This window comes from Nesterenkonia natronophila (genome assembly GCF_003595215.1).
GTDB lineage: Bacteria > Actinomycetota > Actinomycetes > Actinomycetales > Micrococcaceae > Nesterenkonia > Nesterenkonia natronophila.
This window is the reverse complement of the sequence record NZ_QYZP01000001.1, coordinates 640,027-666,292: the sequence shown is the minus strand read 5'-3', so window position 1 is coordinate 666,292 and position 26,266 is coordinate 640,027. Positions and strand designations below refer to the sequence as shown.

At 61.6% G+C, this 26,266-nt stretch carries 22 protein-coding genes and 1 tRNA gene; 10 read left to right on the top strand and 13 right to left on the bottom strand.

Annotated elements, in window-relative coordinates:
- Positions 1-72: 72 nt before the first annotated feature.
- From D3250_RS03110 to D3250_RS03060, 11 genes are all read right to left on the bottom strand, one after another.
- Positions 73-1,968, bottom strand: coding sequence for an FAD-binding monooxygenase (locus D3250_RS03110; RefSeq protein WP_119901866.1), 1,896 nt, complete (start codon positions 1,966-1,968; stop codon positions 73-75).
- Between the two features lie 9 nt (positions 1,969-1,977).
- Positions 1,978-2,790, bottom strand: coding sequence for an HpcH/HpaI aldolase family protein (locus D3250_RS03105; protein WP_119901865.1), 813 nt, complete (start codon positions 2,788-2,790; stop codon positions 1,978-1,980).
- Entirely contained in the window at positions 2,775-3,560 is a 786-nt protein-coding gene (gene hpaH, locus D3250_RS03100; RefSeq protein ID WP_119901864.1) for a 2-oxo-hept-4-ene-1,7-dioate hydratase, read from the bottom strand. Before hpaH ends, D3250_RS03105 begins: the two co-directional genes overlap by 16 nt.
- 10 nt (positions 3,561-3,570) lie before the next feature.
- Positions 3,571-4,686 (bottom strand): 3,4-dihydroxyphenylacetate 2,3-dioxygenase, encoded by a 1,116-nt coding sequence (hpaD, locus tag D3250_RS03095; protein ID WP_119901863.1) that lies wholly within the window; start codon positions 4,684-4,686, stop codon positions 3,571-3,573.
- 31 nt (positions 4,687-4,717) lie between these two features.
- Entirely contained in the window at positions 4,718-6,223 is a 1,506-nt protein-coding gene (gene hpaE, locus D3250_RS03090; RefSeq protein ID WP_119901862.1) for a 5-carboxymethyl-2-hydroxymuconate semialdehyde dehydrogenase, read from the bottom strand.
- A gap of 31 nt (positions 6,224-6,254) precedes the next feature.
- Complete coding sequence (locus tag D3250_RS03085) at positions 6,255-6,911, bottom strand: GntR family transcriptional regulator (RefSeq protein ID WP_119901861.1); 657 nt, start codon at positions 6,909-6,911, stop codon at positions 6,255-6,257.
- A 17-nt stretch (positions 6,912-6,928) separates the two neighbouring features.
- Positions 6,929-8,404, bottom strand: a complete 1,476-nt coding sequence (locus D3250_RS03080) for a fumarylacetoacetate hydrolase family protein (protein WP_119901860.1) — start codon at positions 8,402-8,404, stop codon at positions 6,929-6,931.
- A gap of 169 nt (positions 8,405-8,573) precedes the next feature.
- Positions 8,574-9,365: an ABC transporter ATP-binding protein gene (locus D3250_RS03075; protein WP_119901859.1), complete on the bottom strand. Its 792-nt coding sequence runs from the start codon at positions 9,363-9,365 to the stop codon at positions 8,574-8,576.
- Positions 9,366-9,368: 3 nt separating this feature from the next.
- A complete protein-coding gene (locus tag D3250_RS03070) occupies positions 9,369-10,313 on the bottom strand; it encodes an ABC transporter permease (protein WP_119901858.1) in 945 nt (314 codons plus the stop codon).
- Positions 10,310-11,377 (bottom strand): ABC transporter substrate-binding protein, encoded by a 1,068-nt coding sequence (locus D3250_RS03065; RefSeq protein ID WP_119901857.1) that lies wholly within the window; start codon positions 11,375-11,377, stop codon positions 10,310-10,312. The genes D3250_RS03070 and D3250_RS03065 overlap by 4 nt, the downstream gene beginning before the upstream one ends.
- 45 nt (positions 11,378-11,422) lie before the next feature.
- The gene (locus tag D3250_RS03060) at positions 11,423-12,793 is read right to left on the bottom strand and encodes an MFS transporter (protein WP_119901856.1); all 1,371 of its coding nucleotides are present in this window, start codon (positions 12,791-12,793) and stop codon (positions 11,423-11,425) included.
- 191 nt (positions 12,794-12,984) lie between these two features.
- Between D3250_RS03060 and D3250_RS03055 the strand changes: the two genes are divergently transcribed.
- Together D3250_RS03055 and D3250_RS03050 are read left to right on the top strand one after the other, a co-directional pair.
- Complete coding sequence (locus D3250_RS03055; protein ID WP_119901855.1) at positions 12,985-13,782, top strand: thioesterase family protein; 798 nt, start codon at positions 12,985-12,987, stop codon at positions 13,780-13,782.
- Positions 13,783-13,815: 33 nt separating this feature from the next.
- Positions 13,816-15,210 carry an FAD-binding oxidoreductase gene (locus tag D3250_RS03050; protein ID WP_119901854.1) on the top strand — a complete coding sequence of 465 codons (1,395 nt, stop codon included), beginning with the start codon at positions 13,816-13,818 and terminating at the stop codon, positions 15,208-15,210.
- On the opposite strand, the gene D3250_RS03045 is transcribed toward D3250_RS03050, so the two are convergent.
- On the bottom strand, positions 15,203-17,005 hold the full coding sequence (locus tag D3250_RS03045; RefSeq protein WP_225973101.1) for an FAD/NAD(P)-binding protein: 1,803 nt from the start codon (positions 17,003-17,005) through the stop codon (positions 15,203-15,205). The genes D3250_RS03050 and D3250_RS03045 overlap by 8 nt on opposite strands.
- A gap of 108 nt (positions 17,006-17,113) precedes the next feature.
- Here D3250_RS03045 and D3250_RS03040 point away from each other — a divergent pair.
- A tRNA-Ser gene (locus D3250_RS03040) sits at positions 17,114-17,202 on the top strand.
- A 100-nt stretch (positions 17,203-17,302) separates the two neighbouring features.
- On the opposite strand, the gene D3250_RS03035 is transcribed toward D3250_RS03040, so the two are convergent.
- Positions 17,303-17,797 carry a CinA family protein gene (locus tag D3250_RS03035; protein ID WP_119901852.1) on the bottom strand — a complete coding sequence of 165 codons (495 nt, stop codon included), beginning with the start codon at positions 17,795-17,797 and terminating at the stop codon, positions 17,303-17,305.
- A gap of 180 nt (positions 17,798-17,977) precedes the next feature.
- Between D3250_RS03035 and D3250_RS03030 the strand changes: the two genes are divergently transcribed.
- From D3250_RS03030 to D3250_RS03000, 7 genes are all read left to right on the top strand, one after another.
- On the top strand, positions 17,978-20,368 hold the full coding sequence (locus D3250_RS03030; protein WP_119901851.1) for a DNA polymerase III subunit gamma and tau: 2,391 nt from the start codon (positions 17,978-17,980) through the stop codon (positions 20,366-20,368).
- A gap of 11 nt (positions 20,369-20,379) precedes the next feature.
- Complete coding sequence (recR, locus tag D3250_RS03025) at positions 20,380-20,976, top strand: recombination mediator RecR (RefSeq protein ID WP_119901850.1); 597 nt, start codon at positions 20,380-20,382, stop codon at positions 20,974-20,976.
- Positions 20,977-21,307: 331 nt separating this feature from the next.
- The gene (locus D3250_RS03020; protein ID WP_158583055.1) at positions 21,308-22,288 is read left to right on the top strand and encodes a transporter substrate-binding domain-containing protein; all 981 of its coding nucleotides are present in this window, start codon (positions 21,308-21,310) and stop codon (positions 22,286-22,288) included.
- 86 nt (positions 22,289-22,374) lie between these two features.
- Positions 22,375-23,229: an amino acid ABC transporter permease gene (locus D3250_RS03015; protein ID WP_119901848.1), complete on the top strand. Its 855-nt coding sequence runs from the start codon at positions 22,375-22,377 to the stop codon at positions 23,227-23,229.
- A gap of 38 nt (positions 23,230-23,267) precedes the next feature.
- A complete protein-coding gene (locus tag D3250_RS03010) occupies positions 23,268-23,945 on the top strand; it encodes an amino acid ABC transporter permease (RefSeq protein WP_119902269.1) in 678 nt (225 codons plus the stop codon).
- The gene (ehuA, locus tag D3250_RS03005; RefSeq protein ID WP_438830124.1) at positions 23,929-24,762 is read left to right on the top strand and encodes an ectoine/hydroxyectoine ABC transporter ATP-binding protein EhuA; all 834 of its coding nucleotides are present in this window, start codon (positions 23,929-23,931) and stop codon (positions 24,760-24,762) included. Before D3250_RS03010 ends, ehuA begins: the two co-directional genes overlap by 17 nt.
- A gap of 86 nt (positions 24,763-24,848) precedes the next feature.
- Complete coding sequence (locus D3250_RS03000; protein WP_119901847.1) at positions 24,849-26,132, top strand: aspartate kinase; 1,284 nt, start codon at positions 24,849-24,851, stop codon at positions 26,130-26,132.
- The last annotated feature ends 134 nt before the right edge of the window (positions 26,133-26,266 follow it).

The window sequence follows — 26,266 nt, the reverse complement described above, 5'->3', positions numbered from 1 at the left end:
CTTCTCGGGCTCACCCTCTTGTACAGCGAGTGGTAAAACCGAGAAGGCGGGGTCAGACGCCAATGGGCAGGTTCAGCGTTCGACCTCTGTGAAGATTCCGGCGAAGAACTCTGCGAGCTCCTGGGTGGCGGTCAGCGGGAGGACATGCGCCACATACTGATCCGGGCGCACCACCACAACGGCGCCATTGCGGCTGATGCTGCGCTGATCGAAGATGTCGTGCTCCGGATCCACGCCGAAGACGTTGTTGCGATCCGTGACGCGGTAGGGACCCACCTCTGGCAGGAAGATTCCCGGCGCGTCCACCACTTCGAACTCGGTGTGCCGCTGCTGATACACCGCCTTGATATCGAAGAGGGAGCTCTCATCCGCGCCGTGGGGCGTGTACCTGCGCACTGGAGATTCGGACGACTCGGCCATCCACGCTGCCCAGTCGGTGAGCGCGGAGGGCTGCCCAGCCGGTGGTTGGTCAGCGAAGGCATAGATGCGCCAGCGCCCATCAGCCTCCGCCTGGTGCCCTAAGTGCAGCGGGTTAGTGTCACAGACCCGCACCACTCGCTCCGACTTGAAGCGCTTGCCCACGGTGAAGCCTGCAGCCAGTTCCTGATGCTCAGCGTGTCCGGTAATCATGGATGGCTCGTACTCGGTCATGAAGCCTGCTGGGAACTCGAAGGTCTTGTCGTAGAACTCTTCGAGCTCCGCAGGATCGTCGAACTCTTCGGGTCGCTTGGCCATCATCGTCGACCATTCGCGGTCGAAGTCGATGAGGTTCTGGGCCACCACCTGACGCTCTTCAGAGTAGGTCGCCAGCAGCGACTCGGGACTGCGGCCGGTCACCACCTGCCCGAGCTTCCATCCGAGGTTGAAGCCGTCCTGCATGGACACGTTCATCCCCTGCCCTGCCTTTGCGCTGTGAGTGTGGCAGGCGTCTCCGGCGATGAAGACCCGGGGGGTGCGCTCGCCGGTGAGCTCTGCTGGGACGTCGTCGAACTTGTCGGTCAGGCGGTGGCCCACCTCGTAGACGCTGTTCCACGCCACATGTCTGACATCGACGGTGTAGGGGTGGAGGATGGAGTTGGCCTTCTCGACGATCTCTTCGACAGTGGTCTTGCGGATTTCCCGGGCCCGCTCCGAGCTCACCTCACCGAGGTCAACGTACATACGGAACAGATGGCCGCCTTCGCGCGGAATGAGCAGGATGGAGCCACCGGAGTGCGATTGGATGGCGCACTTGAGCCGAATGTCGGGGAAGTCGGTGCGCGCCAGCACGTCCATCACGCCCCAGGCATGATTGGCCTGCTTCCCCTCCAGGGTGCGACCGATCGCGGTGCGCACGCCGCTGCGGGCGCCATCGGCTCCGAGTACGTACTTGGCCCGGATGGTGCGCTCTTCGCCCTCCCTTTCAGCGGCTGTGTGGCGCACCCGGACCTCCACGGGATACTCGCCCTCGTCGGTGACTTTGAGATCCAGGAACTCGATGCCATAGTCGGGAGTCATGCGGCTGGGAGAATTGGCCATAAACTCCGCAAAGTAGTCCAAAATTCGCGCCTGATTGACGATCAGGTGCGGGAACTCCGAGACGCCCTGCGGATCATCGACTTTCTGCGCAGTCCGAACAATGTTGGTGGGGTTCTCTGTGTCGGGCTTCCAGAATGCCATCTCCGTGAGGTGGTAGGCCTCGCTGATGAGCCGTCCGGCGAAACCGAATGCTTGGAAGGTCTCGACGCTGCGCGCTTGGATACCGTCGGCCTGACCGACTTCCAGCCGACCGGGTCGGCGTTCAATGATCCGAGTGTGCACATCGGGGTACTGGGCGAGTTGAGCGGCGGCGATCATGCCGGCGGGGCCGCTGCCGACGATGAGTACATCCATCTGGTCCGGCAACTCAGCCGGACGGTCCTTGCCGATTCCGGCAACAGGTTGAAGCCGCGGATCTGTGGACACGTAACCATGGTGGTGGAACTGCATGAAAACTCCTCAGTTGCTGGACGGCAGTTCGGCCGCCGAAGTCGTTGGGTGGTGGATGAAGTCCGCGGCAAGCTTCTCTGATCCGCGGGCGATGAGGACCACGTCGGCTCCGACGAGGACCCATCGTGCGCCGGAGGCGGCATAATCACGGGCTGCCGCTGGATCGAAGGCATTGACGCCTGCGGGTTTCCCGGCGGCGTCAATCTGCGCGAAGGCGGTCTTGACCGCGGAGACTACATCCGGGTGTGTCTGCTGACCGATCAGCCCCATAGAAGCCGCCAGGTCACTTGGTCCGAGCAGAATGCCGGCGATGCCTTCCACGGCAGCGATCTCCGCAGTATTCGCCAGACCTTGCTCAGTTTCTATCTGCACGAACACTGAGACATGATCAGCCGCCTCATTCACATAGTTCGGCACCCGGTTCCAGCGCCCTGAGCGCGCCAGCGCACTGCCGACTCCCCTGATCCCATGGGGAGGGTACTGGGCCATGGCCGCGATCTGCTCAGCCTGCTCGGCAGTGGAGACCATGGGGACCATGATGTTCTGCACACCCAGATCTAGGACTTGTTTGATGATGACCGGCTCACCAGCGGGCACGCGCACCATGACTGAGAGCGGGTACCCGGAAGCGGCGTGCAGCTGGGCAAGCACAGATTCCAGCCCGTTGGGAGCATGCTCCATGTCGATGAGCAGCATGTCCAAACCGGATCCGGCCATGATCTCGGCGGCGACCGCCGAGCCGGAGCTGACCCACCCGCCGTAGAGGGTGCGCTGAGCCTGGGAGAGCTCGTGGCCGAATGTGGGATTCAGCTGAAGCGGCATGTCACTGTTCCCATCTGTCCGTAGTCGCAGAGCACGGTGTCTCCGGGTTCCACCCACATGGGCCGGGTGAAGGAGCCTGCGAGGATGATCTCTCCTGCGGAGAGCGAGTCACCATGAGTGGCGAGCTTATTGGCCAGCCACGCCACACCGTTGGCCGGATGGTTCAGCACCGCTGCGGCCACACCGGACTCTTCAATCGTTTCGTTGCGGTAGAGCAGAGCCGAGACCCATCGCAGGTCCACATCATGCGGTTTGAGCGGGTTTCCGCCGTAGACCATGGCGCCCATGGCAGCGTTGTCACTGATGGTGTCCACGATCGTTCTGTTCCTCATCTCAATGCGGGAGGAGAGGATCTCCAGAGCGGGAATGACATAGTCGGTGGCGTCCATCACGTCGAAGACCGTCACGTCCGGGCCTGTGAGCTCTTTGCCGAGCACAAAGGCCAACTCCACCTCAATGCGGACATTAGAAAATCTGCTGTGGTCGATGACGGAGCCGTTCTCGTAGACCATATCGGCGAAGATAGCTCCGTAGTCGGGTTCCGTGATGCCGGTGGCGGCCTGCATGACTTTGGATGTCAGGCCGATCTTGCGACCCACCGGACGCCGGCCGGCTTCGATGCCACGGCGGCGCCATTCATTCTGCACCGCGTAGGAGTCTTCAACGGTCATCTCTGTGTGGCGGGCGGTCAGCAGCGGAACCGTGGCGCGGTCCTTCTCCGCCTGGGCCAGTTCGTCGGCGATCGATGTGATGGTCTCTTGGCTCAGCATGGTCTCTCCTCTACAGCTGGTGGCCGAGTTTGTACTCGCCCTGTTTCCACTCGGGGAGGGACTCCTCGTCATCCTTGCGGGTGTAGGAGAAGCCGTCGGCTCCGATTGTGACGTCCATTTCGGAGTCGTCGGTTCGTTCTGTGGTGGACACCGGCTGACCGTCGAGGTCCAGCACCGTTGAGGCCTCGGTGTACCACGAGGGCACTACGGGGTTGCCCCACCAGTCGCGGCGCTGATTGTCGTGGACGTCCCAGGTGACCACCGGATTGTCCGGGTCCCCGGTGTAGTAGTCCTGAGTGTAGATCTCAATACGGTGTCCGTCCGGGTCCCGCAGATAGAGGTAGAACGCGTTGGAGACTCCGTGACGTCCCGGGCCCCGCTCAATACGGTCCGAAAGCCGCAGCGCTCCGAGCTTGTCGCAGATGGCCAAGATGTTGTGCTTCTCGTGGGTGGCGAAGGCTACGTGGTGCATGCGCGGCCCCGCCCCGCCGGTCATAGCGGTGTCATGCACTGTAGGCTTGCGCCGCATCCACGCGGCGTAGGTCGTGCCGGCCGCATCTTGAATGTCTTCGGTGACGCGGAAGCCGAGATCCTCCATGTACCCCACCGCTTTCGGCACATCCGGGGTGACCTGGTTGAAGTGGTCCAATCGCACCAGTGCCCCTGGTGAGTAGAGATCGTAACGCCACGCCAGCCGTTCGACGTGTTCGACGTCGTAGAAGAACTCGTAAGGGAATCCCAGAGGGTCTTGGACGCGAACGGAGTCTCCGATGCCTTTGACGAAGCCGTTCTTCTCCCTCCGTACCGGGCAGCCCAGCTCGGTGTAGAACGCTTCGGCCTTGTCCAGTTCCTCGGGACTGCGCACCCGATAGGAGAAGGCTGCCACGGCGGCGGCCTCTCCTTGGCGCAGGACCAAATTGTGGTGGATGAACTCCTCCATGGAACGCAGGTAGATTGCATCCTCATCCTCGTGAGTGACCACCAGGTCCAACACGTCTACGTAGAAGTCTCGGGAACGCTTCAGGTCGGTGACCACCAACTCCATGTAGGCGCAGCGGAGAACGTCGGGTGCAGGGGATTTCGGCGTGGGGATAGTTGCAGCAGTGGGGTCAGTCATGTCAGGCATCCTTGCTCTGTCAGTGCGGAGTGGGACATTGTCAGTCAGCTTTTCCGAAGACGGGGTTGTGGACCTCGCCGAGGTTGATGTGAATTGCCTGCTGATCGGTGTAGAAGTCGATCGAGCGGTACCCGCCCTCATGACCTAGACCGGAGGCCTTGACCCCACCGAAGGGGGTGCGGAGATCTCGGACATTATTGGAGTTCAGCCACACCATGCCCGCCTCTACTGCCTGGGCGAAGTTGTGGGAGCGTTTCAGGTCGTTGGTCCACACGTAGGCTGCCAGACCGTACTTGGTGTTGTTCGCCAATTCCAGTGCTTCGTCTTCAGTGTCGAAGGGCGTGATTGCGACGACCGGGCCGAAGATCTCTTCCTGGAAGATACTTGCATCGGGCGCCACGTCGGCGAACACAGTGGGGGTGATGAAGTTGCCCGTTTCATAGCCTTCAGGCCGGTCGCCTCCGGCCACCAGCCTGCCCTCAGACTTGCCCTTTTCCACGTAGCTCATTACCTTCTCGAAGTGCTCGGGATGAACCAGGGCACCGACCTCGGTGGTGGGCTCGTGGGGCAGACCGACTTTGACGCGCTTGGCCTGAGCTGCATATCGTTCCACGAATTCGTCGTAGATGCTCCGCTCAACCAAGATGCGCGAGCCCGCCGTGCAGCGTTCGCCGTTGAGCGAGAATACTCCGAAGATCGTCGCATTGATGGCCGCTTCAAGGTCAGCGTCAGCAAAGACGATGGCCGGGGACTTTCCACCCAGTTCCATAGACAGGCCCTTGAGATAAGGCGCGGAGTTGGCGAAGATCAGCTGGCCGGTGCTGGACTCCCCGGTGAATGAGATCAGCGGGACCTCCGGGTGCTTAACCAGGGCGTCACCGGCTTCCTCTCCGATGCCGTTGACCAGGTTGAAAACGCCGCGGGGCAGCCCAGCCTCTTCGAAGATTCCGGCCCAGAGTCCGGCAGAGAGTGGTGTGAATTCGGCAGGCTTGAGCACCACCGAATTACCGGTGGCGAGCGCTGGTCCGAGTTTCCAGCTCTCGAGCATGAAGGGCGTGTTCCAGGGGGTGATCAGACCGGCAACACCGATCGGCTTGCGATTGACGTAGTTGATCTGGCGGCCGGGAACCTTGTAGGTGTCGTCAGCGATGGCGACGATCAAGTCGGCAAAGAAGCGGAAGTTCTCCGCTGCTCGGCGGGCCTGGCCCAGTGCCTGGGTGATGGGTAGGCCGGTGTCGAAGGACTCCAGCTCGGCAAGTCGGTCGCCCCGAGTTTCCACCAGGTCAGCGATTCGGTGCAGCACTTTGGAACGTTCCCGGGGAAGCGCCTGGGACCAACTGCCCTCCTGGAAGGTGCGTTTGGCTACCTGTACCGCACGGTCAACGTCCTCTTTCTGGCCGGCTGATGCCTGGATATAGGTCTCGTTGGTGACCGGGTTGATGACATCGAAGGTTGTGCCGTCTGCTGAGTCGACGAATTCTCCGTCGATGTAGTGCCTGATGAGCTCCGGCAGCTCTGCCGGTGTGTGCGTTTCGTACTGGGCCATGGCTGTCATGCTCCTTGCGTGTGATGATTGGTCAGAGGGTTCTGTGGCCTTGTTCGCGGAAGGCCTCAACGGTGCGCCACTTGTGGTGACGAACCTTCATTTCGATTGCGGTGGGCTCGGCGTTCTGCCTTAGGAGCCGCAGAATTTCGTCATGCTCCTCGACTGAACGAGGCGCCCGGCCCGGCACGAAGCTGAAGGTGGAACTTCGCAGTCCCGCCATCGTGCTCCAACCCCGGTCCACCAGGCTGCCGAGGTAGGAGTTGGGACAACGTGCGTAGAGAATTCGGTGAAATTTTTCATTCAGCATTGTGAAAACGGTGGGATCGAAGTTTTCCAGCACAGTCCGCATCTGGTCGTTCACGGACTGGGCTGTCGCAATGTCCTGTTCGGTCAGGTGCGGCAGAGACAGGACTGTCGCTGCCCCTTCCAGGACCCCGAGGGTCTGCATGGCCTCGACGTATTCGGTCTCCTGAACCATGGCCACGCGCGCGCCCACATTGCGTTCGAACTCGACCAGTCCCTCGGCCTCCAGACGGCGAATAGCTTCTCTCACCGGCACCGTGCTGACCGCCAGCTCTGCAGCGATCGTGCTGAGTACCAATCGGTAACCGGGATTGAAATCCCGGGCAATGATTCGTTCACGTATCCATTCGTAAGTGCGCTGGGATTTGCTCGCAGACTCCGGCATCTTCCCCACCACGGCCGTCAGCCTTGTGTCTTTTCGGTTTCGTAGCGTGCTCGCCACTGCTTGTTCATGGGGAAAACTTCTTCGATCGGATGACCTGCTTTGACCTGCTCGGCCACCCAAGCGTCTTCGGCTTCCTTGGCCAGGGCGGCATCAGCCACCTCCTCCGCAAGGGCTGGGGGAAGAACGATGACGCCGTCGTCGTCGGCGACGATGAAGTCTCCAGGTTGGACGGTGGCTCCTCCGCAGGCGATGGTCAGGTCGGTGTCCCACGGCACGTGTTTGCGACCCAGGACTGCTGGGTGGGCTCCGCGGGAGTAGACGGGCAGGTCGATGCCGGCCACGGTGGTGTAGTCGCGAACACCCCCGTCTGTGACGACGCCAGCGGCACCCCGGGCCGCGGCACGAAGGGCCAGAATGTCGCCGAGCGTGCCCGATCCGGACTCGCCGCGGGCCTCGATGACGATGACCTCATCCTCACCGACGTTGTCGAACGCGTGCTTCTGGGCGTTGAAACCGCCGCCGTGCGACTTGAACAGGTCCTCCCGGTTAGGGACAAAACGCAGAGTCTTGGCGATGCCGACCATCTTGCTGCCAGGGCGGGTGGGACCGACTCCGTCTATGGTGACATTGTTGAGTCCGCGCTTCCGCATCTCCTGGGACAGTCCGGCGACGGGAGCTTCTTTGAGCTTCGCCTTCAATTGAGCGTTCAATGCAGATTTAGCGGAGGCTGGCAGTCCGGCAGCCTCCCGTGAGCCCCAGGCCTCTTCACGCTGCACATCGTTCACCGTGGGCACAGAGCCCAGTTCCACATTGAAGGTGTCTGCGCCTTCCACAACGGTGGAGATGAGCCGCCCGCTGCTCAATCCGGCATCGGGAACGTCAACTTCGACTTCGACTGTGTCACCGGGCTGCGCCACGGACGCACCCGCGGGAGTACCGGTGAGAATCACATCCCCAGGGTGGAGAGTCAGATGCTGCGAGAGGTCCGCAATGAGCTGCGCGAAAGGGAAAATGAGCTTGTCGGTGGTGTCCTCTTGGACCAGTTGGCCGTTCTTCCACGTGCGCAGTCTCAGCGAGGAGGGATCGACCTTCTCAGCAGCTATGAGGCCCGGCCCCAGAGGCGTGTAGTTGTCGCGCCCCTTGTTGCGCACATTGGAGCCTTTGTCAGCCCCTCGAAGGTCGTAGAGACCCCAATCGTTGCCGGCGGTGATCGATCCGACATGCGTCCAGGCGTGCTCTACCGAAACTTGACGGGCGGCGGCCCCCATGACCAAGGCGATTTCCCCCTCGAACGCAAGCAGCTCGGTTCCTTGGGGCCTTTCCACGGCACTGCCGGAGACAGCAACGGAGCTGGCGGGTTTAAGGAAGTAGGAGGGCGCTTTGGGTCGCCTTCCCCGTTCTGCTGCGCGCGATTCGTAGCTGATGTGGACCGCGACGATTTTCCCCGGCTGCGCGGGTAACGCGCCTTCCTGTGCCTCTGCTTCAGTGAACATGGGATCCCTTGATTGTGATGAGCACTACATCTTGATCATATATGATTTAGGATATGACGACAACGCGCGACTAATTCACTAGCTGAGCTCATGAGAGAGGCCGGTGGCTGCTGTGGTGCAGCCACCGGCCTCTTCCCGTGCACTTCATGCGTTCAACAAGTGCACATTCTTATTGGAGCATCGTCTTATCGTCCAGCGCGGCACCTTTGATCTTGGCGAACTCTGCCAGAAGATCACCTGGAGCAAGCTTGGACTTTTCCTCTTCCGATACGTCCAGAATGATGCGACCCTCATGCATCATGATGAGGCGGTTACCGACTTCCAGAGCCTGCGCCATGTTGTGGGTGACCATCAAAGTGGTCAACCCCTGCTCCTCCACCACTTTCCTGGTCAATCGAGTCACGAGTTCTGCCCTCTGGGGGTCAAGCGCGGCGGTGTGCTCGTCCAACAGAAGAATCTTCGGCTGCGAGAAGGTGGCCATCAGCAGGCTCAGAGCCTGCCGTTGACCACCGGAGAGCAGGCCGACTTTCGTCTTCAGTCGACTCTCCAAACCCAGCTCGAGTACGGTCAGCGCTTCAGCGAACCGTTCGCGCTTGGCTCGCGTGACTCCGAACCCCAGCCCGCGGGCCTGTCCGCGCTTGTCTGCCAAGGACAGGTTCTCCTCGATGGTGAGGTTGGGACTCGTCCCAGCCATGGGGTCCTGAAAGACCCGTCCTACTTGTGCGGCGCGCTGATGCTCCTTCAGCTTGGAGACATCGCGGCCATCCAGCGACACCACTCCCTCATCCTGGCTGATGCGCCCTGCCACCGTGTTGAGGACCGTGGACTTTCCAGCACCGTTGGAGCCGATCACCGTGACAAAGTCACCTGGGGCGAGCGTCAGGTTGACGTTCACAAGTGCCTTGCGCTCGTTCACCGTCCCCGGGAAGAAGGTCTTATACACGTCTGTGACATTGAGCATGACTCAGCTCACCTTCTTCCCATTGAGGTTTGCGTCCTTGGTGAGAGTGGCTTCAGCTGCTGCCTGCAGTGCAGAACGACCCTTCTTCCGCCGCGCCGCAAACTTCCGGAACCCGTTCCACTGGGGCAGCAGCAGAGCTGCGATCACCAACAGTGCGGACATCAGCTTCATGTCGTTGGGATTCAGTCCCGCATTGAGCGCGAACTGAATGGCAAGTCGGTAGATGACCGCACCCAGTACCACAGCCATCGTGGCCTGGATAACGAGCCGGGTGCCGAAGATTGCCTGCCCGACGATCACCGAGGCCAGTCCCACCAGGATCAGACCGATGCCCATCCCAATGTCGGCGAAGCCCTGGTGCTGAGCGACCACTGCTCCGGCAAGCCCCACCAGGCCGTTGGAGAGCATCAGTCCGATGATCTTCATCCGGTCGGTGGACACAGCGAAGGAGCGGATCATCTGCTCGTTGTCGCCGGTCGCCTGCAGGGCCAGCCCAGCATCGGTGTGCAAGAACCAGTCAATGAGGACCTTGAACACCAGCGCCACAGCGACCAGCACCAGCACCGAAGTCCACCCGCTGCCGGCGATCTGCCGCAGCAAGGAGATCGTGGTCTCCTCCCCCAGCAGCGGAATGTTCGCCCCACCCATGATGCGGAGGTTGATCGAGTAGAGCCCGATCATGGTGAGGATTCCGGCCAAGAGGCCATTGATGTTGCCCTTGGTGTGAAGCAGACCGGTGATCAGCCCGGCCAGTGTGCCCACCACGAAGGCGGCGCCGCTGGCCAGAAAGGGGTTGACGCCATTGATGATGAGAATTGCCGCAGTCGCAGCCCCCGAGGTGAAGGAACCATCGACCGTCAGATCCGGAAAATTGAGGATCCGGAATGTCAGGTAGACCCCGAGGGCTACGATCGCGTAGATCAGGCCTAGTTCAAGCGCAGTGATCATTCGTCTTCTTCGTCATCCTCACCGGCGTCAGCTGGGTCCTCGGCCTCGACATCTTCTCCAACTACCACGTCGGCGCGATCGAGGACATCGTCTGGAAATTCGACGTTCATCGCCTCGGCAGCGTCCGGATTGACAGTGAGTTCCAGGTCCGACTGCGTCTCTACAGGCATTGAAGCCGGGTCCTCACCGTCAACGAGGATGCGGATGGCCATCTCGCCAGCCTGGTAGCCCAACTGTTCGTAGTCGATGCCGTAGGTAGCTACAGCTCCGCGGATAACCGAGTCTGCCTCAGCGGCGATGATCGGCACGTCATTGTCTTGGCCGTACTGGATAACAGCCTCAAGTGCTGAAACCACAGCGTTGTCGGTGGGCACGTAGATCGCGTCCACATCGAGGGACTCAACCCCCTGCTGCACCTCTGACGAGGCTGAGATCGTCGACTCCTGGACCTCCAGGCCGAGCTCATCAGCAGCCTCCTGAAGCATCTCCACCTGGACCTGGGAATTGGTCTCACCGGAGGAGTAGACCACGCCCACAGTTTCAGCATCGGGCAGGATCTCCTGCAGAAGCTCCAGCTGCTCAGAGACAGGATTCATATCCGAGGCACCTGTGATGTTGCCGCCCGGCTCCTCCCAGGAATCAACCAATCCGGCTTCTTCCGGGTCGGTCACCGAGGAGAACACGATGGGCAGATCGTTGATCTGCTGGGCTGCCGCCTGCGACGTGGGGGTCGCAATCGCGTGAACCAAGTCGAAGTCCCCGGTGGCAAAGGTGCCGGCGATGTTGGAAGCCGTCGCCTGTTCACCCTGTGCGTTCTGCTCGTCCCACTCGACATCGATCCCGGCGTCATCGAATGCGCTCTTGAATCCTTCCCGGGCTGAGTCGAGGGCAGGGTGGGACACGATCTGGGTGATGCCGATCGAATAGCTCTCTGCAGCCTCGCCCCCCTCACCGTTGCCCTCGGCGTCACCGTTGCCGTTGTCGTTGTCGTTGCATGCGGTCAGCATCAGTGCTGCAGCTGCCGCGGTGGCAGCAATGCGCACCGCTGGTGTTCTGTTCATCATGGTTTCCTTCTTGGAGAGTGCTTGATCGTGCGTGGAGTGGTGCGGCTAGTGGACTTTCAGCAGGGTCTTGACTTCGAGTTCCTCGCGATCCTCGTCGTCTTGGAGATTGATGCCTTGGAGCTTCTTGGGGACCATGGACACCGCAATGAACGACACCACCGCCAGGCCGCCGATATAGACGCCGATCAGCCATGATTGGCCGGTGGTGTCAAGGATCGCTTGAGCGATCGTAGCAGCGAAAGCGCCGCCGATGATCGAACCCAGTGCGTAGCCGATAGAGACTCCTGAGAAGCGGATGGCTACTGGGAACATCTCAGCGTAGAGGGCTGACTGCGGGCCGTAGGATGGGCCCAGCCCGATGGTGAGGACGAAGATGGCCAGAGCGAACAGGGGCAGCGATGCGGTGTCCAGCAGGAACCACATCGGCACGGCCCACACAATGATGATGGCGTAACCGATCTGGAAGGTGCGCACGCGTCCGATGCGGTCCGAGATCCAGCCTCCGAGCATGGTGAAGATGAACCAACCGACACCGCCGATCAGCGATGCGATCAGGGTCTCTGTGCGGGACATGCCCAGTTCTGCCGCACCATAAGCGGCGAAAAATGCGATGACCAGGTAGCCGGCGGCATTGTTCGCTGCGAAGATCAGTGCGGCCAGGAAGGTGTACTTCTTGTGTGTGGTGACCAGTTCCTTCAGCGGTGCGGAAGATTCCTCCTTACGCTCCTTCATCTCCTTAAAGACCGGGGACTCCTCAACCTTCCACCGGATGAAGAAGGCAACGAGGATCAGTACGAAGGAGAACAGGAACGGCACGCGCCAACCCCATTCGAGGAACTGTTCCTCGGTGAGCACGGCATTGAGCCCAAACATGAAGCCGGTCGCCAGCAGCATGCCCAGCGGCACGCCGATCTGGGGGAACATACCGAACAGTCCGCGCTTGTGACGGGGGGCATGCTCGACCGCGAGCAACGCAGCGCCTCCCCATTCACCTCCGGCCGAGAGACCCTGAATGATCCTCAGCACTATCAGCAGAATCGGGGCAGCCAGCCCCCAGGCGGCGTAGGTGGGAAGCAGACCAATGAGGACCGTCGCCCCGCCCATACCCGTCAACGTGATGAACAGAACGAGTTTTCGCCCGAACTGGTCGCCGAGCCAACCGGCGAGGACAGCGCCCAGAGGCCGGAAAAGGAAGGAAATGCCGACAGATGCCCACGCAACGAGCTGAGCAAGCGTGTCGGATTCCTCTCCGAGCGGCTCGAAGTAGAGAACGGCTAGGACGAATCCTGCCGCCTGAGCGTAGATGAAGAAGTCGTACCACTCGATCGTGGTCCCTACCAGCGTTCCGGCGAGGACCCTCTTCTCCTCACGTGTCACACTGTGGCCCTCTTTACTGAGGTAGGCCTGCTGCGTCATTGTGCCTCCATTGGCGCATGTTGGTGCGGTAACGAGCGGCGTATCTGCCGATGACGCCCCTCCAGATTCTGCTGTGACTCAAGTCACCTGGCGAAAACTGTAACAGATTTACCGACCATTCGGTAGGTAAATGATTGGCGTGCTGATACTTTGGTGTGATTCGTCACTCTCGTTCGCCAGCTAGGGGCCCAATGACCACGCGCTCGATCCCATCGGCATACTTCTCCGCTCTGGGAAATGACCAGTACCGCGCCAGCCGTGCCACTGCCGGCGCCTGGGACCCCGAGCAGCAGCACATCGCACCGGTGATGGGGCTCATGGCGCACGTTCTTGAGCGCAGCCAGGCTCCTGAGAAGCCCCTTCAGCTGGCGCGGCTGAGCTTCGACATCTTCGGGACAGTGCCGATCGGCGATATGACCGTCACGGTTGACCTTTCGCGCCCCGGGCGGACCATCGAACTGAGCGAGGTCACCGTCACTCACGCCGGCCGCACTATAGCGGTAATGCGTGCTTGGTCGCTGGTGGATGCCAATACCTCTGACATGGCGCTCATGCCCGTGGAGCGTCTTCCCGGCCCAGAGGAGTTCGCACACTGGGATGCGGCTGACGTCTGGCCGGGAGACTTCATCGCCTCACTCGAGGGACGCCGCCGCTCCCCCGCGCCAGGCAGAGCGCAGGCGTGGTTGCGGACGCAGGTGCCGCTCGTTGAGGGCGAAGCCAGCAGTGATTTTGCCCGATACCTGGGCCTGATCGACGTCGCCAACGGCCTCACCCTGGCAGTGGATCCGGACGCTGCTGCATATCCCAATGTGGATTCCACGGTCTCCTTCTTCCGTCAGCCCGGCGGAGAATGGGTCGGGTTAGATGTCACCGCTTTCATCGGGTCCCGCGGGGTGGGTCTGACCCATACGCTTCTGCACGACCTTGAAGGGCCAGTAGGAGTGCTTACGCAGTCACTCACCATCAGGCGCATGCCGTCCGCTTCCTGAATCCGGCGCCGCGATAGAGGAGAAAACGCTTCCATGACCATCCCCCCGTGCACTGAGTCCGGCTCATCCGTGCTGGATGAGTTGAAAGCAGCACTGGGCAGCAGGGTTTCCACTGATGGTGAGCTGCTCCAGAACAGGGCTCACGATCGTTCCCATCACGACTGGGCCCCTCCTTTGGCAGTGGTGGAGGCGGCGAGCACGGCGGATGTCTCTGCCGCCCTGCGGATCTGCCATGAGCATCACACACCTGTGGTGCCGCGGGGGTCCGGCACCGGGTTGGAAGGTGGCGCGAACACCACTGCCGACAGCATCTGTCTCGATGTTTCCGCGATGAACCGGGTTCTGACCGTCGCCGCCGATGATCTCTACGCCACCGTGGAGGCGGGAGTGATGAAGTCTGCACTCAATGCGGCCCTGCCGGAGCATCATCTACAGTTCGCAGCCGGCCCGGGGGTGGACGCGACCGTGGGCGGAATGGCGGCGACGTCGGCCAGCGGAACCACTGCCGTCCATTACGGGACCATGAAGGAGAATGTCCTAGCCCTGACCGTGGTGCTGGCCGACGGCTCGGTGATCACCACCGGCTCAACCACTAAGAAGACTTCCGCCGGGTACGACCTCACGCACCTGTTCGTGGGCTCTGAGGGGACACTGGGCGTAATCACCGAGGCAACGCTCACACTTCATCCGATCCCTGCATCCACGAAGATGGGCGTCTGGTCATGCCCGTCGCTCCAGCATGCGGTTGAGCTGGTCGTGAAGGCCCTCCGGTCATCGCTGCGCCTGACGCGTGTGGAGTTGCTGGACCGTGTGACGGTGGACGCGCTCGCCCGGTATACCGGCTACACCGCACCAGTGACAGAAACTCTCATGGTCGAGTTTGTGGGAGATCGCACCGAGGTCGAGAGCCAGTATGCCCGGTTCGCCGGTCTTGCTGCGCAGTTCGAGGCCGCCGAGCACGCCTCCACCAGCGACCCTGCCGAATCTTCCCGCCTGTGGCAGGCGCGCCATGATGCCCTTCCCGCTGCGTTGGCGCTGGTCCCAGGTTCGGCTCCCCTGCCCACCGATGTGTGTGTGCCAATCTCCCGGTTGCCAGCATGCATTTTGGCAACTCAGAAGGATATTGCCGCCAGCGGATTGGTGGCACCCATCGTGGGTCACGTAGGCGACGGTAATTTCCACGTGGCAATTCTGCTGCCACCCGGGGATGAACGGGCCCGCGAGCAGGCCGAGGAGCTCAACGCGCGACTGGTGGAGCGAGCCCTGGCAGCGGGCGGGACCTGCACCGGTGAACACGGCGTGGGGCTCGGCAAAGTCAGCGCGATGGCCATGGAGCATGCCACAGCTCTGCAAACGATGCGGACCATCAAGGCTTCGCTGGATCCCCGAGGGATCCTGAACCCAGGGAAGGTGCTTGCGGCTAGCTGAGAACCGGGGCGAGATTCGGCAGAGCGGCATCCGGAGTGAGCGTCTGGAGCACACTTGCGGCAGCGGCATCGGCATCTGCCAAGGCGCGGGCCGAGCCTTGGATGTCCCCGCCAGCTTCGGCGGCGATAGCTGTCCCCCACTGAACGGAGGACAGCTGCAGTCCCAGTACATAGATGTGACCTGCGGTGCCGTCGGAGTGAATCAGCCGATGTGGCGCCTCGGTGACATTGAACCCTTTGTGCACATGAGCCTGCCCTCCAGACTCGACGATGGCTGGAGCCGCCAGACCGTCGGCGAGCATCCCTCGAACCAGCTGGGACTGAGCCTGGGTGATGCGGTTGGGAGGCATCATCGCCTCGATCATGTATGCAGCATGGTAGCGAGCGCCTTGGACCGCAGCCGAGTCAGCGATAAACGCCCCGTTCGTGCTGTCCACCCCGTAGACCGGTTCTGGTCCCAGGAACTCCACAAGGCCGGCACGGGAAAGAGCAGCCAGTTCCTCGATCCTCTGGAGTGGAGGACCGGATGCCAGTCCCTCCACCAGTGGCTCGAACCATCCCTCGATGTCCCGAAGCACCGACGCCATGCGAATTCGCCGGTCCGCAACCAGTTTCTTGACCTCCAGGCGAGCCGCATGCAGGGCGTTGATGGCCATCTTCTCCGGTGAGTCCGCACCTGCTGTCGAGGCCTCGGCATCATCTTCGAGCCACTTCACGAGGGTGTGCTGATACTCCTGCGGGGAGGTCCAGCTGCGATGCTGGAAGGGTCTGGCACAGCTCGTGACGTCGAAATCTGCCGGTCCGCCGAAGCTCGCACAGGTCGATCTGATGTCCTTTTCGATCAACGGCCAAAGGTGGGCGGCGAAGTCCAGCTCGGTGTGCTCCGCGAGGAGCTCGTCAATGGCCCGCGGAGTCAGGTGCGCCAATTCGATCCCTGAAGGAACGAATCCTGGCGCCAGCGTCTTCGCGCGATAGGGCGTGCCGCGTCGCGAGCCAGCGATCAGGCGGGGCTCTGCTCCAGAGGGTTCGTAGGTGAAACGCCGCCCGGGTGTGGGGTCCTGGTTCAATCTGAATTGCCCCCCGCGTCCGGCGGTGACTTCGATCATCAGGTCGAAGAAGTTGAGTCCAAGACCCCGCACCAAGACATTCTGGCCCGCGCCGAATGTGCTGTAGTCCACCTCAGTCGGGATCGCGGGCCCCTGATAGTGCAACCCGTGTTTATCAGCCTGCGCGGCCAGGTGTGCGGGTCCTGAAGACAATTCTGTCTCCAGATGTCCCAGTGCGAGCACCACCGCGTCGGCTGCATGCTCGCCCCCTGCCGTCCTGAGCAGGTACCGGTCGGCCTGTGGGATGAGGGCGGTCACTTCTGCCGAGATGTGCTGCACCACAACTCCGCGGCCACGCAGATGGGCGGAGACCTCTTTGTTGAGCCAGGCCAGGTAGGTTCCGTACTGGCTTCGCGTCGGATAGGAGGCAGCGTCGTCGTCGAACCCGCCGGGGGCGCAGAACTCCAGAAAGCTGATGGAGCACGACGACGGCGGAAGGCTGCGCCGTGTGCCCCCCGACGGTGCAGCGGTGGGGAACGCTGCGGGCGTGTTCATCAGGTACAGGGAGGACTGTTCAGGATTCCACACCCGGCCTGCTCCGTGCGGAGCAGGATCAAAGACCATCACCTTGAGCCCGCGGCGCTGACCAGGGCTGCAACGCTCCACCTGAGCCAAGAGTCGTTCTAGAAATGAGGTGCCTCGAGGTCCGGCTCCGACCACAGCGATCACATACTCGTGCTGATTGCTCACCAGCTCCACATTACAGCGTGTCGAGAGAGCAGCTACTTTGCTCTGTAAGCCCATGGCCGCTAACCTTGGTAGTCGCGTCACGAGCGAATTTCGCACCTGACGCGCCCAGGAGGCGTGCCGGAGCGGCCGAACGGACTTCACTGCTAATGAAGGATCCCCTTAACCGGGGATCGGGGGTTCAAATCCCCCCGCCTCCGCCGAGAATCCCCGTCTGACAAGGGTGATCACCCAGTCAGACGGGGATTGATCTTTCGTAGTTCAGTGCTCTGCGATCCCAAACCTCCCAGGGACCACTGCTCAGGGAGTGTGTCTGAGCAAAGCCGATCTCAACAGCTGCAGAGCGCACAACTGAGTCTGCGCCAAGATATCGAGCGGTTCGCCGGAGAAATGGTGAAGCTCCGTTTCTACGCTGCCCCGGGCTTCTGCGGCCAACCATGTGGTCCCCGGAGACTGCCCCTCCTGCCCATCGGGTCCGCCCGCTCCACTGGCTGCCACGCCCACGTCGGCTCCGAAGAGGGCGGTCACGCCTTGCACCATTCCGACCACGGCCTCCTCGGATATCACCGGTCCCTCAGGCACACCCAGCACGCGGTGCTTAGCGGACGACTGATACGCAACCGCTCCCCCAGCTAACCACTGACCCGATCCTTTGGCCGCCGCCAGCTGATTGACGAGCTTGCCGCCGGTCAGCGACTCTGCGACCGCGACCGTTACCCCTTTCTGGGCCACAATCTCGCCGATCTCCGCAGCCACCTCTTCGGCTTGCTCTTCTATCGTTGCTGGGTCAGTCATATCCGCTCCCCTATCTACGGCTAGTTGCGAACTCGTGCCAGGTTCTGCACAGAGTTCAATGGTCAGGCCCCATCCTGGGCCGAACCTCGAAAATCGTGAATCACCAGCTGATCCGGACCAGTCAAGCCTGCTGCGGTGCCACGTCGCCTCGTCTCCGGGGTGCACGGTAAGGTCTAGTCCGTGAGCACTGCCCTGTACCGCCGCTACCGTCCTGATACCTTCACTGACGTCATCGGGCAGGAACACGTCACAGCTCCGCTAGTCACAGCGCTGGGCAAAGATGCGGTCTCACACGCCTACTTATTCTCCGGCCCACGAGGATGCGGAAAGACTACCTCTGCGCGAATTCTGGCCCGCTGCCTGAACTGCGCTGAAGGCCCTACGGGGCAGCCGTGCGGGACATGTGAGTCATGCCGTGACCTGGCCTCCGGAGGCCCCGGCTCGCTCGATGTCATTGAGATCGATGCCGCCTCGCACGGGGGGGTCGACGACGCTCGCGACCTGCGCGAACGGGCCACTTTCGCGCCGGTGCGCGACCGCTACAAAATCTTCATCATCGATGAGGCTCACATGGTCACCGCCGCGGGTTTCAACGCGCTGCTCAAAATTGTGGAAGAGCCACCGGAGCACATTAAGTTCATCTTCGCGACAACCGAGCCGGACAAAGTCATCGGCACGATCAGGTCGCGGACTCACCATTATCCTTTCCGGCTCGTTCCACCCGAGCCGCTTCTGGAGTATCTTGAGCGGCTCTGCACAGCGGAGAACGTAGAGGTCGCCCCCGGTGTGCTTCAACTGGTGCTGCGCGCAGGAGGCGGCTCCGTGCGCGACACTCTCAGCGTGCTCGATCAGCTCATCGCAGGGGCCGAATCCCGGGGGTTGGACTATGACCGCGCCGTCGCCCTGCTGGGCTTCACCCACGCTGCCCTGTTGGACCAAGTGGTGGACGCCGTCTCCGCTCTGGATGGGGCCCAGGCCTTCCAAGTGGTGGACCGCGTGGTGCAGTCCGGCCAGGACCCACGCCGGTTCGTAGAGGACCTGCTGGAGCGGCTGCGAGATCTGATCATCGTCAAGTCCGTGCCCGAATCGCCTCAAGCCATCCTCCGCGGGGTCCCGGAGGACCAGATCCGTATCATGCAGAACCAGGTCGGCAGCATCGGCGCCGCCGAACTCACCCGCGCCGCCGATATCACCGCCACCGCGCTGACCGAAATGGTCGGCGCAACCAGCCCCAGGCTGCACCTTGAACTGCTGATGGCGCGGCTGCTGCTGCCGCACGCCGACTCAGGACAGGCGAGCATCGCCGCGCGACTGGAACGGCTGGAACGCCGCATGGACTTCACCTCCGGGGCGGGCACCACGCCTCCAGGTGAAGCACCTGCCAGCGGGCATCCACCTGAAGCAGCGACCCCAGCCGCTGCGGCATCAGCCCAGCTGAGTGAACAGGCCTCTGCAGACGCACAGTCCCAGGCGGGTCACCCCACGTCACCACCCCAACCACCACCAACCCAGCCAAGGGCCGCCCACGGCTCACCTGAGCACGAACCATCTCAGTCTTCAGCTCAACCAAGCTCCGCTCCGGCAGCCGCGGGACAAACCGCACGCATGCAGCAGGCCTGGCCGGATGTTGTCGAGGCCATGAAGTCCCGATCCCGCGTCCTTTGGATGCTGATCAAAGGCAATGTGCAGGTCAGCGGATTCGATGGTCAGATCCTTGCTCTAGCCTTCAGCAACGACGGGGCACGGAATACCTTCACCAATCGTGGCGGCGAACAAGCTCTGGCCGGTGCGGTCCAAGAAGTAGTCGGCATCCAGGTGCGTTTCACCCTTGGCGGCCAAGCCGCGGAACCCCAGGCTCGCTCTCAACCCCCTGGCGGTGGGCCTCTCCCAAAAGCTGAGGGCCGGACTGCAGCGCCAGCTCCGGCCGAGTCCACTCGAGAGCCAGCCCCGGAACCCCCGGCGCCACCGCGCTCCACACCGCACCCCCCGCGCAGCCCCCAAACCTCAATCCGCGAGGCTGAATCTGACACCACACCGGTCCCTCCCGATGACGGGTGGATCCCTCCGACCGAAGAACCGCCGGATCTCCCACCGCCCGAATCCGGTTACGCTCCGCTCCCTCACCAGGACGCTCCGCCTACGAGCCGAGCTGGCGCCGAGACACCACCCGCCCCTCCAGCTCGGCGAGTACCAGACAAGCCCGTAGTTCCGGCCTTCGCACGCCGTGCCGGGCCCCCTGCCCCCTCCGCCTCAGCAGCAGAAGAGAACCGGGAGCAAACCGCTCCGGCTGCCCGCTCTGCGTCCAACGGCGCAGGCGCCGAGATCCGCCACCGGCTTGCCTCCCGTCAGGCCGTCAGCGCCTGGGCACCATCTGGAGAACCGGCAGAGGAGCTCTACGACACCACCCCTCCACCAGATTGGGCAGAGGCTCAATCCCCCTCGGCCGTCACGGAAGATGTCGCAAGCGACGACGATGCCGAACTGGAACATTCCGGAGTGTTCGGCCGGAAAGCCATTGAACGGATCCTCGATGGCGTGCTCATTGAAGAACGCCGCCTGGATGAGCCGTAGACTGGTGGATTGTGTATGAAGGCGCAGTCCAAGACCTGATCGACGAGCTCGGTCGCCTACCTGGCATCGGCCCAAAGTCAGCCCAGCGGGTGGCTTTCCACATCCTCGAAGCCGACCCTGATGATATGCAGCGACTCGCCGAAGCAATCCGCACCGTCAAGGAAAAGGTCCAATTCTGCGAGGTGTGTTTCAACGTCTCTGAAGAGTCCCGCTGCCGGATCTGCCAGGACACACGACGCGACTCTTCCGCTTTGTGTGTAGTGGAGGAGTCCAAAGACGTCATGGCGATCGAACGCACTCGCAGCTTCCGAGGCAGGTACCACGTGCTGGGTGGAGCTATCAACCCGATTGCTGGTGTGGGGCCCGATCAGCTGCACATTCGGCAGCTGTTGAATCGACTCTCCGATGAGTCCATTCAGGAAGTGATCATCGCCACCGATCCCAACCTGGAGGGTGAGGCGACCGCCACATACTTGGTCCGCATGCTCGGGTCCCTTGGCATTCGCATCACCCGGCTGGCATCCGGGTTGCCCGTGGGAGGAGATTTGGAATACGCCGATGACGTCACTCTCGGCCGCGCCTTTGAAGGGCGCACCTCCGTAGGCTGAGCGTGGACCGTGACTTTGGCACCCTATGGAATTTTTATCGACTTGTGATCTGGCGCCCCTCTGACCACCTTGCTTCTCTGATGCACCGGCCGTGGTTGCTAAGCAACACGCGGATTTTGGGCTGGGGATTGTAGTCGCAAAACCGCGGTGCGAAAACTCGTGATCACCCGAAATGCGCATCGCCTGCCGGAGATTCGTTTTGTAAAACCTTAGTAAATCCTTAGCGTAGGGGTAGATGTTCCCTGAATGCAGTCGTAGGATTGTCAACAACCGCAAGGTTGCACGGGCACCTTCTCGCTCACCCGACCCGAAGAAACTGAGGTACCAACTGATGAGCTTCAAATCTTCCACAATGCGCGCCGGAGCCCTCTCCGCTGCTGCGCTACTTGTTCTGACCGCCTGCGGCGAAAACGGCGACGAAAACGGCGACGAGCCGGACGATGCCAATGGCGCAGCGGAGGAGAACGGCGATACTGCCGATACCGATGACGACACCGGTGCGGAAGACGATGCTGAGGACGACTCTGATGCGGGCGCTGATGCCAACGGTGAGACCCTGACAATCTCACTATTCGGCGAAGAGCCCTACTCCTGGATCGATGAGGAGACCGGCGAGCCGACCGGCGCCACCATTGCAGTCGCTGAGGAGATCTTCGTCGAGCGTCTGGGTTACGAGGTCGAGTTCGAAGAAGAGCCCAACTGGGACAGCTTGATCCCTGGACTGGGCGCTGGACACTGGGACGTGGTCTCGGCTGGCATGTCCATCAATGCTGACCGCTGCGCCGAGGCGGCCTTCGGCGAGCCAGAGCTGGTGTACACCACAGCATTCCTGGTTGAGGAGGGGAATCCCGCCGGAGTGGAGAACTTTGAGGACCTGCTGGATGCTGACCTGGATGTCGTCGCACTCAGCGGCGCAGTCGAATCGACCTGGATGGACGAGGTCGGCGTGGACCATAACACTGTCGACAGTGCCGCCGACGGCATCGACTTCGTCGACGGTGGCCGAGCCGACGTGTTCGCGCTGACTGCGATCTCGCTGGAGGCCATGGCCGGCGACGCTGACGGTCTCGAGGTGACCGATTCCTTTGCCCACGAGCTGTCAGTAGGTGCTCATGCCTTCCGCCTTGATGCCCAAGATCTGATCGATGATTTCAATGAGGAACTCGCAGAGCTCATGGACTCCGGTGAATATCTCGAACTCGTCAGCGAGTTCGGCTTCACGGAAGATGAGATGCCACCCAGCGGCCTGACAGCACAGGAACTGTGCGAAGAGGATCCGGAAGAGCTGACTGAGCAGTACCTTGACGACTGAGCTATGAGTCGCCCTGTGGTTGCGGTCGGCGCCTGAGGGGCCGACCGCAACCTCTGTCACCGCACCGCTGACCGAGGGGAAAGACTATGGAATTCTTCGAAGACTGGCCGCAGTACTTCGAAGTGGCGATCAACTGGTCTGACCGACTGCTGGCTGGACTGTGGACCACCGTCCAACTCACACTGTTCGGTGGGCTCCTCGCTTTTGTGATCGCTGTGACACTTGGTCTGCTGGCCGGCAGCCCTAACCGCTGGTTGCGTATACCAGCGCGAATTCTCATTGAGTTCTTCCGCGGCGTCTCACTGGTCGTGCTGCTCTTCTGGCTGATGTTCGTCTTGCCGCAGATCTGGATGCGAAACCCAGATCTGCCGTTCCGGGACCTGGTCTACAACACCTTTCTCCTGGGGGTGATCGCCCTGGGACTGAACTACGGCGCCTATGGTGCAGAGGCGGTGCGCGCCTCACTGACCACGGTGTCCTCCGGGCAGTGGGAGGCCACCACTGCCCTGTCAATGTCCTGGTCGCACAAGATGCGCCGCATCATCTTCCCGCAGGCCTGGGCGCTGATGCTGCCGTCATTGGCCAACCTCTGGGTACACCTGCTCAAAGGCAGCGCCATCGCCTACATCATGCCGTTTGTAAGTGACTTCACCGCTGAGCTGAACCAGCTTCGTCGACCGACGGACATTTGGTTCTCCCATGCCTTCATTGGACTGGTCGTCTACTTCATTCTCGCGCTGATACTCACCGTCATTATGCAGACCCTCGAAGCACGCGCCAAGCACAAACTGGGACGAGGACCTTCCCTGCGCGAGATCCTCTCCCCCGCACCCAAAGCTGTAATGGCCGAAGGCTCAGCTGTGACGGTCACTGATCCTCCTCAAGACCCTGCCGGCCCGGACTCCGCATCTGCTAAAACAGAAGGAGGTGTGCGACGGTGAAGACCCGAATCCATGCGGCTGAGATCGACGACCCCTCGATGGTCGACGAAGAGGAGATTCGTCAGAGCCCCTTCTGGGATTGGGATTTCGCTTTCGATGCTTTTCCCGACATCTTCATGGCCTTCGTGGAGGTGACACTCCTGGTCACAGTCATCGGCTCTCTCGTAGCCGCCGTGCTGGGCCTGGTCATTGCCATTCTCATCATGGTGCTCCCAAAGCCCCTCGCGTGGGTGGTGCGCTGGGTCGCTAACTTCATCCGGATGACTCCCATAGTTGTCCAGCTGATCTTCGTCTTCTGGGCCTTCGTCTGGATGGACGCCCTCACCATCGGCATCATCGTCTTCGGAGTTCACTACGCGACTTATATGTCGGAGGTCTACCGCGCTGGCATCGAATCTGTTCCCAAAGGTCAGTGGGAGGCCACCACTGCACTGTCCATGTCGGCTGGCCGCATCTGGCGCAAAGTAGTGATCCCCCAAGCTCTGCGCTCGACTGTGCCCTCCCTGGGAAATTACGCCATCTCGATGTTCAAAGACACCCCTTTCCTCCTGGTCATCGGCGTTGCGGAGATGGTCACAGTCGCTGGAGAGCGGGGCGCCCCCGTGTTCCGCACAACAGAGGTCTACACGATCGCCGGACTGCTGTTCCTGGCGGCAAGTTACCCCACCGCCGTTCTCATCAACCGATTGGAGAAGCGTCTTGCCTACGCCCACTGATGCTGCCGGGATCGACACTGAAGCTGCGGCGTCGTCCTCGCCGCCTGACACTCCGGTGATCGAGTTCGTCGACGTCGAGAAGAGCTTTGGGAGCAATGTGGTCCTCAAGGACCTCAACTTCCAGGTCGCTCAAGGCGAGCGCGTCACCCTCATCGGCCCTTCAGGCTCCGGCAAGACGACCATTCTGCGACTGGTCATGACGCTGGAGGAGCTCACCGGCGGCTACATCTACATTGATGGTGAACCACTGACCCACGAGAACCGGGACGGCAAGCGGGTCCCGGTGTCGAAGAAGGAGCAGAAAAAACTGCGCACTCGGATCGGCATGGTCTTCCAGCAGTTCAATCTCTTCCCCAATATGACGGTGTTGGAAAACATCATCGAGGCGCCGATTCACGTGCTGGGTCAGACCAAGAAAGATGCGATCGCCAAGGCGCATTCCCTGCTCGACCAGGTGGGCCTGCCGGACAAGGCCGATGCCCACCCGAGCAGCCTCTCCGGCGGGCAGCAGCAGCGTGTGGCGATCGCGCGCGCCCTGGCCATGGACCCGGAGATTCTCCTGCTCGATGAGGTCACCTCCGCGCTGGACCCTGAAGTCGTCGATGATGTATTGAACATCTTGCGCCAAGTCGCTGACACGACCAACGTGACCATGCTCATCGTGACCCATGAGATGGGTTTCGCTCGAGACGTCAGCCACAAGGTGATGATGTTCGACGGCGGCCACGTCGTTGAGGAGGGGCCCCCGGATAAGATCTTCACCAACCCAGAGCAGGAACGCACCCGGAAGTTTCTCTCCGCGGTGCTGGGTCACTGAGGGTGCCTGCACCGAACGCCTGTCAGCACCTAAACTGGTGACAAACACACACCAACCAACCTCACCGGGAGTGAGCAAGTACCTCTATGAGTCTGATAGTCCAGAAATATGGTGGATCGTCCGTGCAGGACGCCGAATCGATCAAACGTGTCGCCCGGCGGATCGTCGAGACCAAGCACGCCGGCAACCAGGTAGTCGTGGTGGTCTCAGCTATGGGTGACACCACAGATGACCTGCTGGATCTAGCTGATGCCATCTCTGCGAAGCCGCCGCTTCGTGAGATGGACATCCTGCTCTCGTCCGGCGAACGTATGTCAATGGCCCTACTCGCCATGGCAATCCACGAACTGGGTGAGACAGCGCAATCCTTCACCGGTTCCCAGGCGGGCATGATCACCGACGCCATCCACGGCAAAGCGCGGATCATAGAGGTCTCTCCACTGCGCGTGCAGGAGGCAGTCGATACCGGGCATGTGGGAATCGTAGCGGGATTCCAGGGGATGAGCCGAGAGTCCAAAGACATCACCACCATGGGGCGCGGAGGATCCGACACCACCGCGGTGGCCCTCGCTGCGGCACTCGGCGCGGACGTGTGCGAGATCTACACTGACGTCGATGGTGTTTTCACCGCCGACCCCCGCGTGGTTTCCACCGCCCGGAAGATCGACTCCATCTCCAGCGAGGATATGTTGGAGATGGCCGCTGCCGGCACCAAAGTGCTGCACCTGCGCAGCGTGGAGTACGCTCGGCGCTTCGGCGTCAAATTGCATGTGCGCTCGTCCTTCTCCCAGAAGGAAGGCACCTGGGTCATCCCCGACGAATCGAAAAAAGTCAGCATTAAGGAAGGCGAACCCTTGGAACAGCCCATTATCTCTGGCGTCTCTCACGATGACACTGAAGGCAAGCTGACGATCACCGGGGTCCCCGATGTGCCGGGCAAAGCTGCTGAGATCTTCAATCACATCGCTGAAGCCGGCATCAACATCGACATGATCGTCCAGGATGTCTCCATGGAGACTCAGACCACCAACATCTCCTTCACCCTTCCCGGCGCTGACGGAGACAAAGCCCAACGCATCCTGCTGGAACACAAGGACACCATCGGCTTCCAGAGCCTGGACTTCGTTCCTCAGGTGGGCAAGGTGTCACTGATCGGAGGCGGCATGCGCAATCACCCAGGTGTCTCCGCGCGGTTCTTCACGGCCCTTCGAGATGCCGGCATCAACATCGGACTGATCTCTACCTCGGAGATTCGAGTCTCAGTCATAACGGACGTGGAACTGCTGGAGCAGGCTGTACAGGCTATCCACACTGCATTCGATTTGGACTCGGACGAAGAGGCAAAGGTTTACGCCGGCACCGGTCGCTGACCGGTATTCCGACAACTCAGGGCGGCAGACTTCCGATGTCGATGTCTGCCGCCCTGAGTCAAAGGCGCGAGTCAGCGGCACCATTGTAGCGAAAGCCCAGCCCGAGTTCAGCTGGCGAGCGGCTTCGCGTGTTG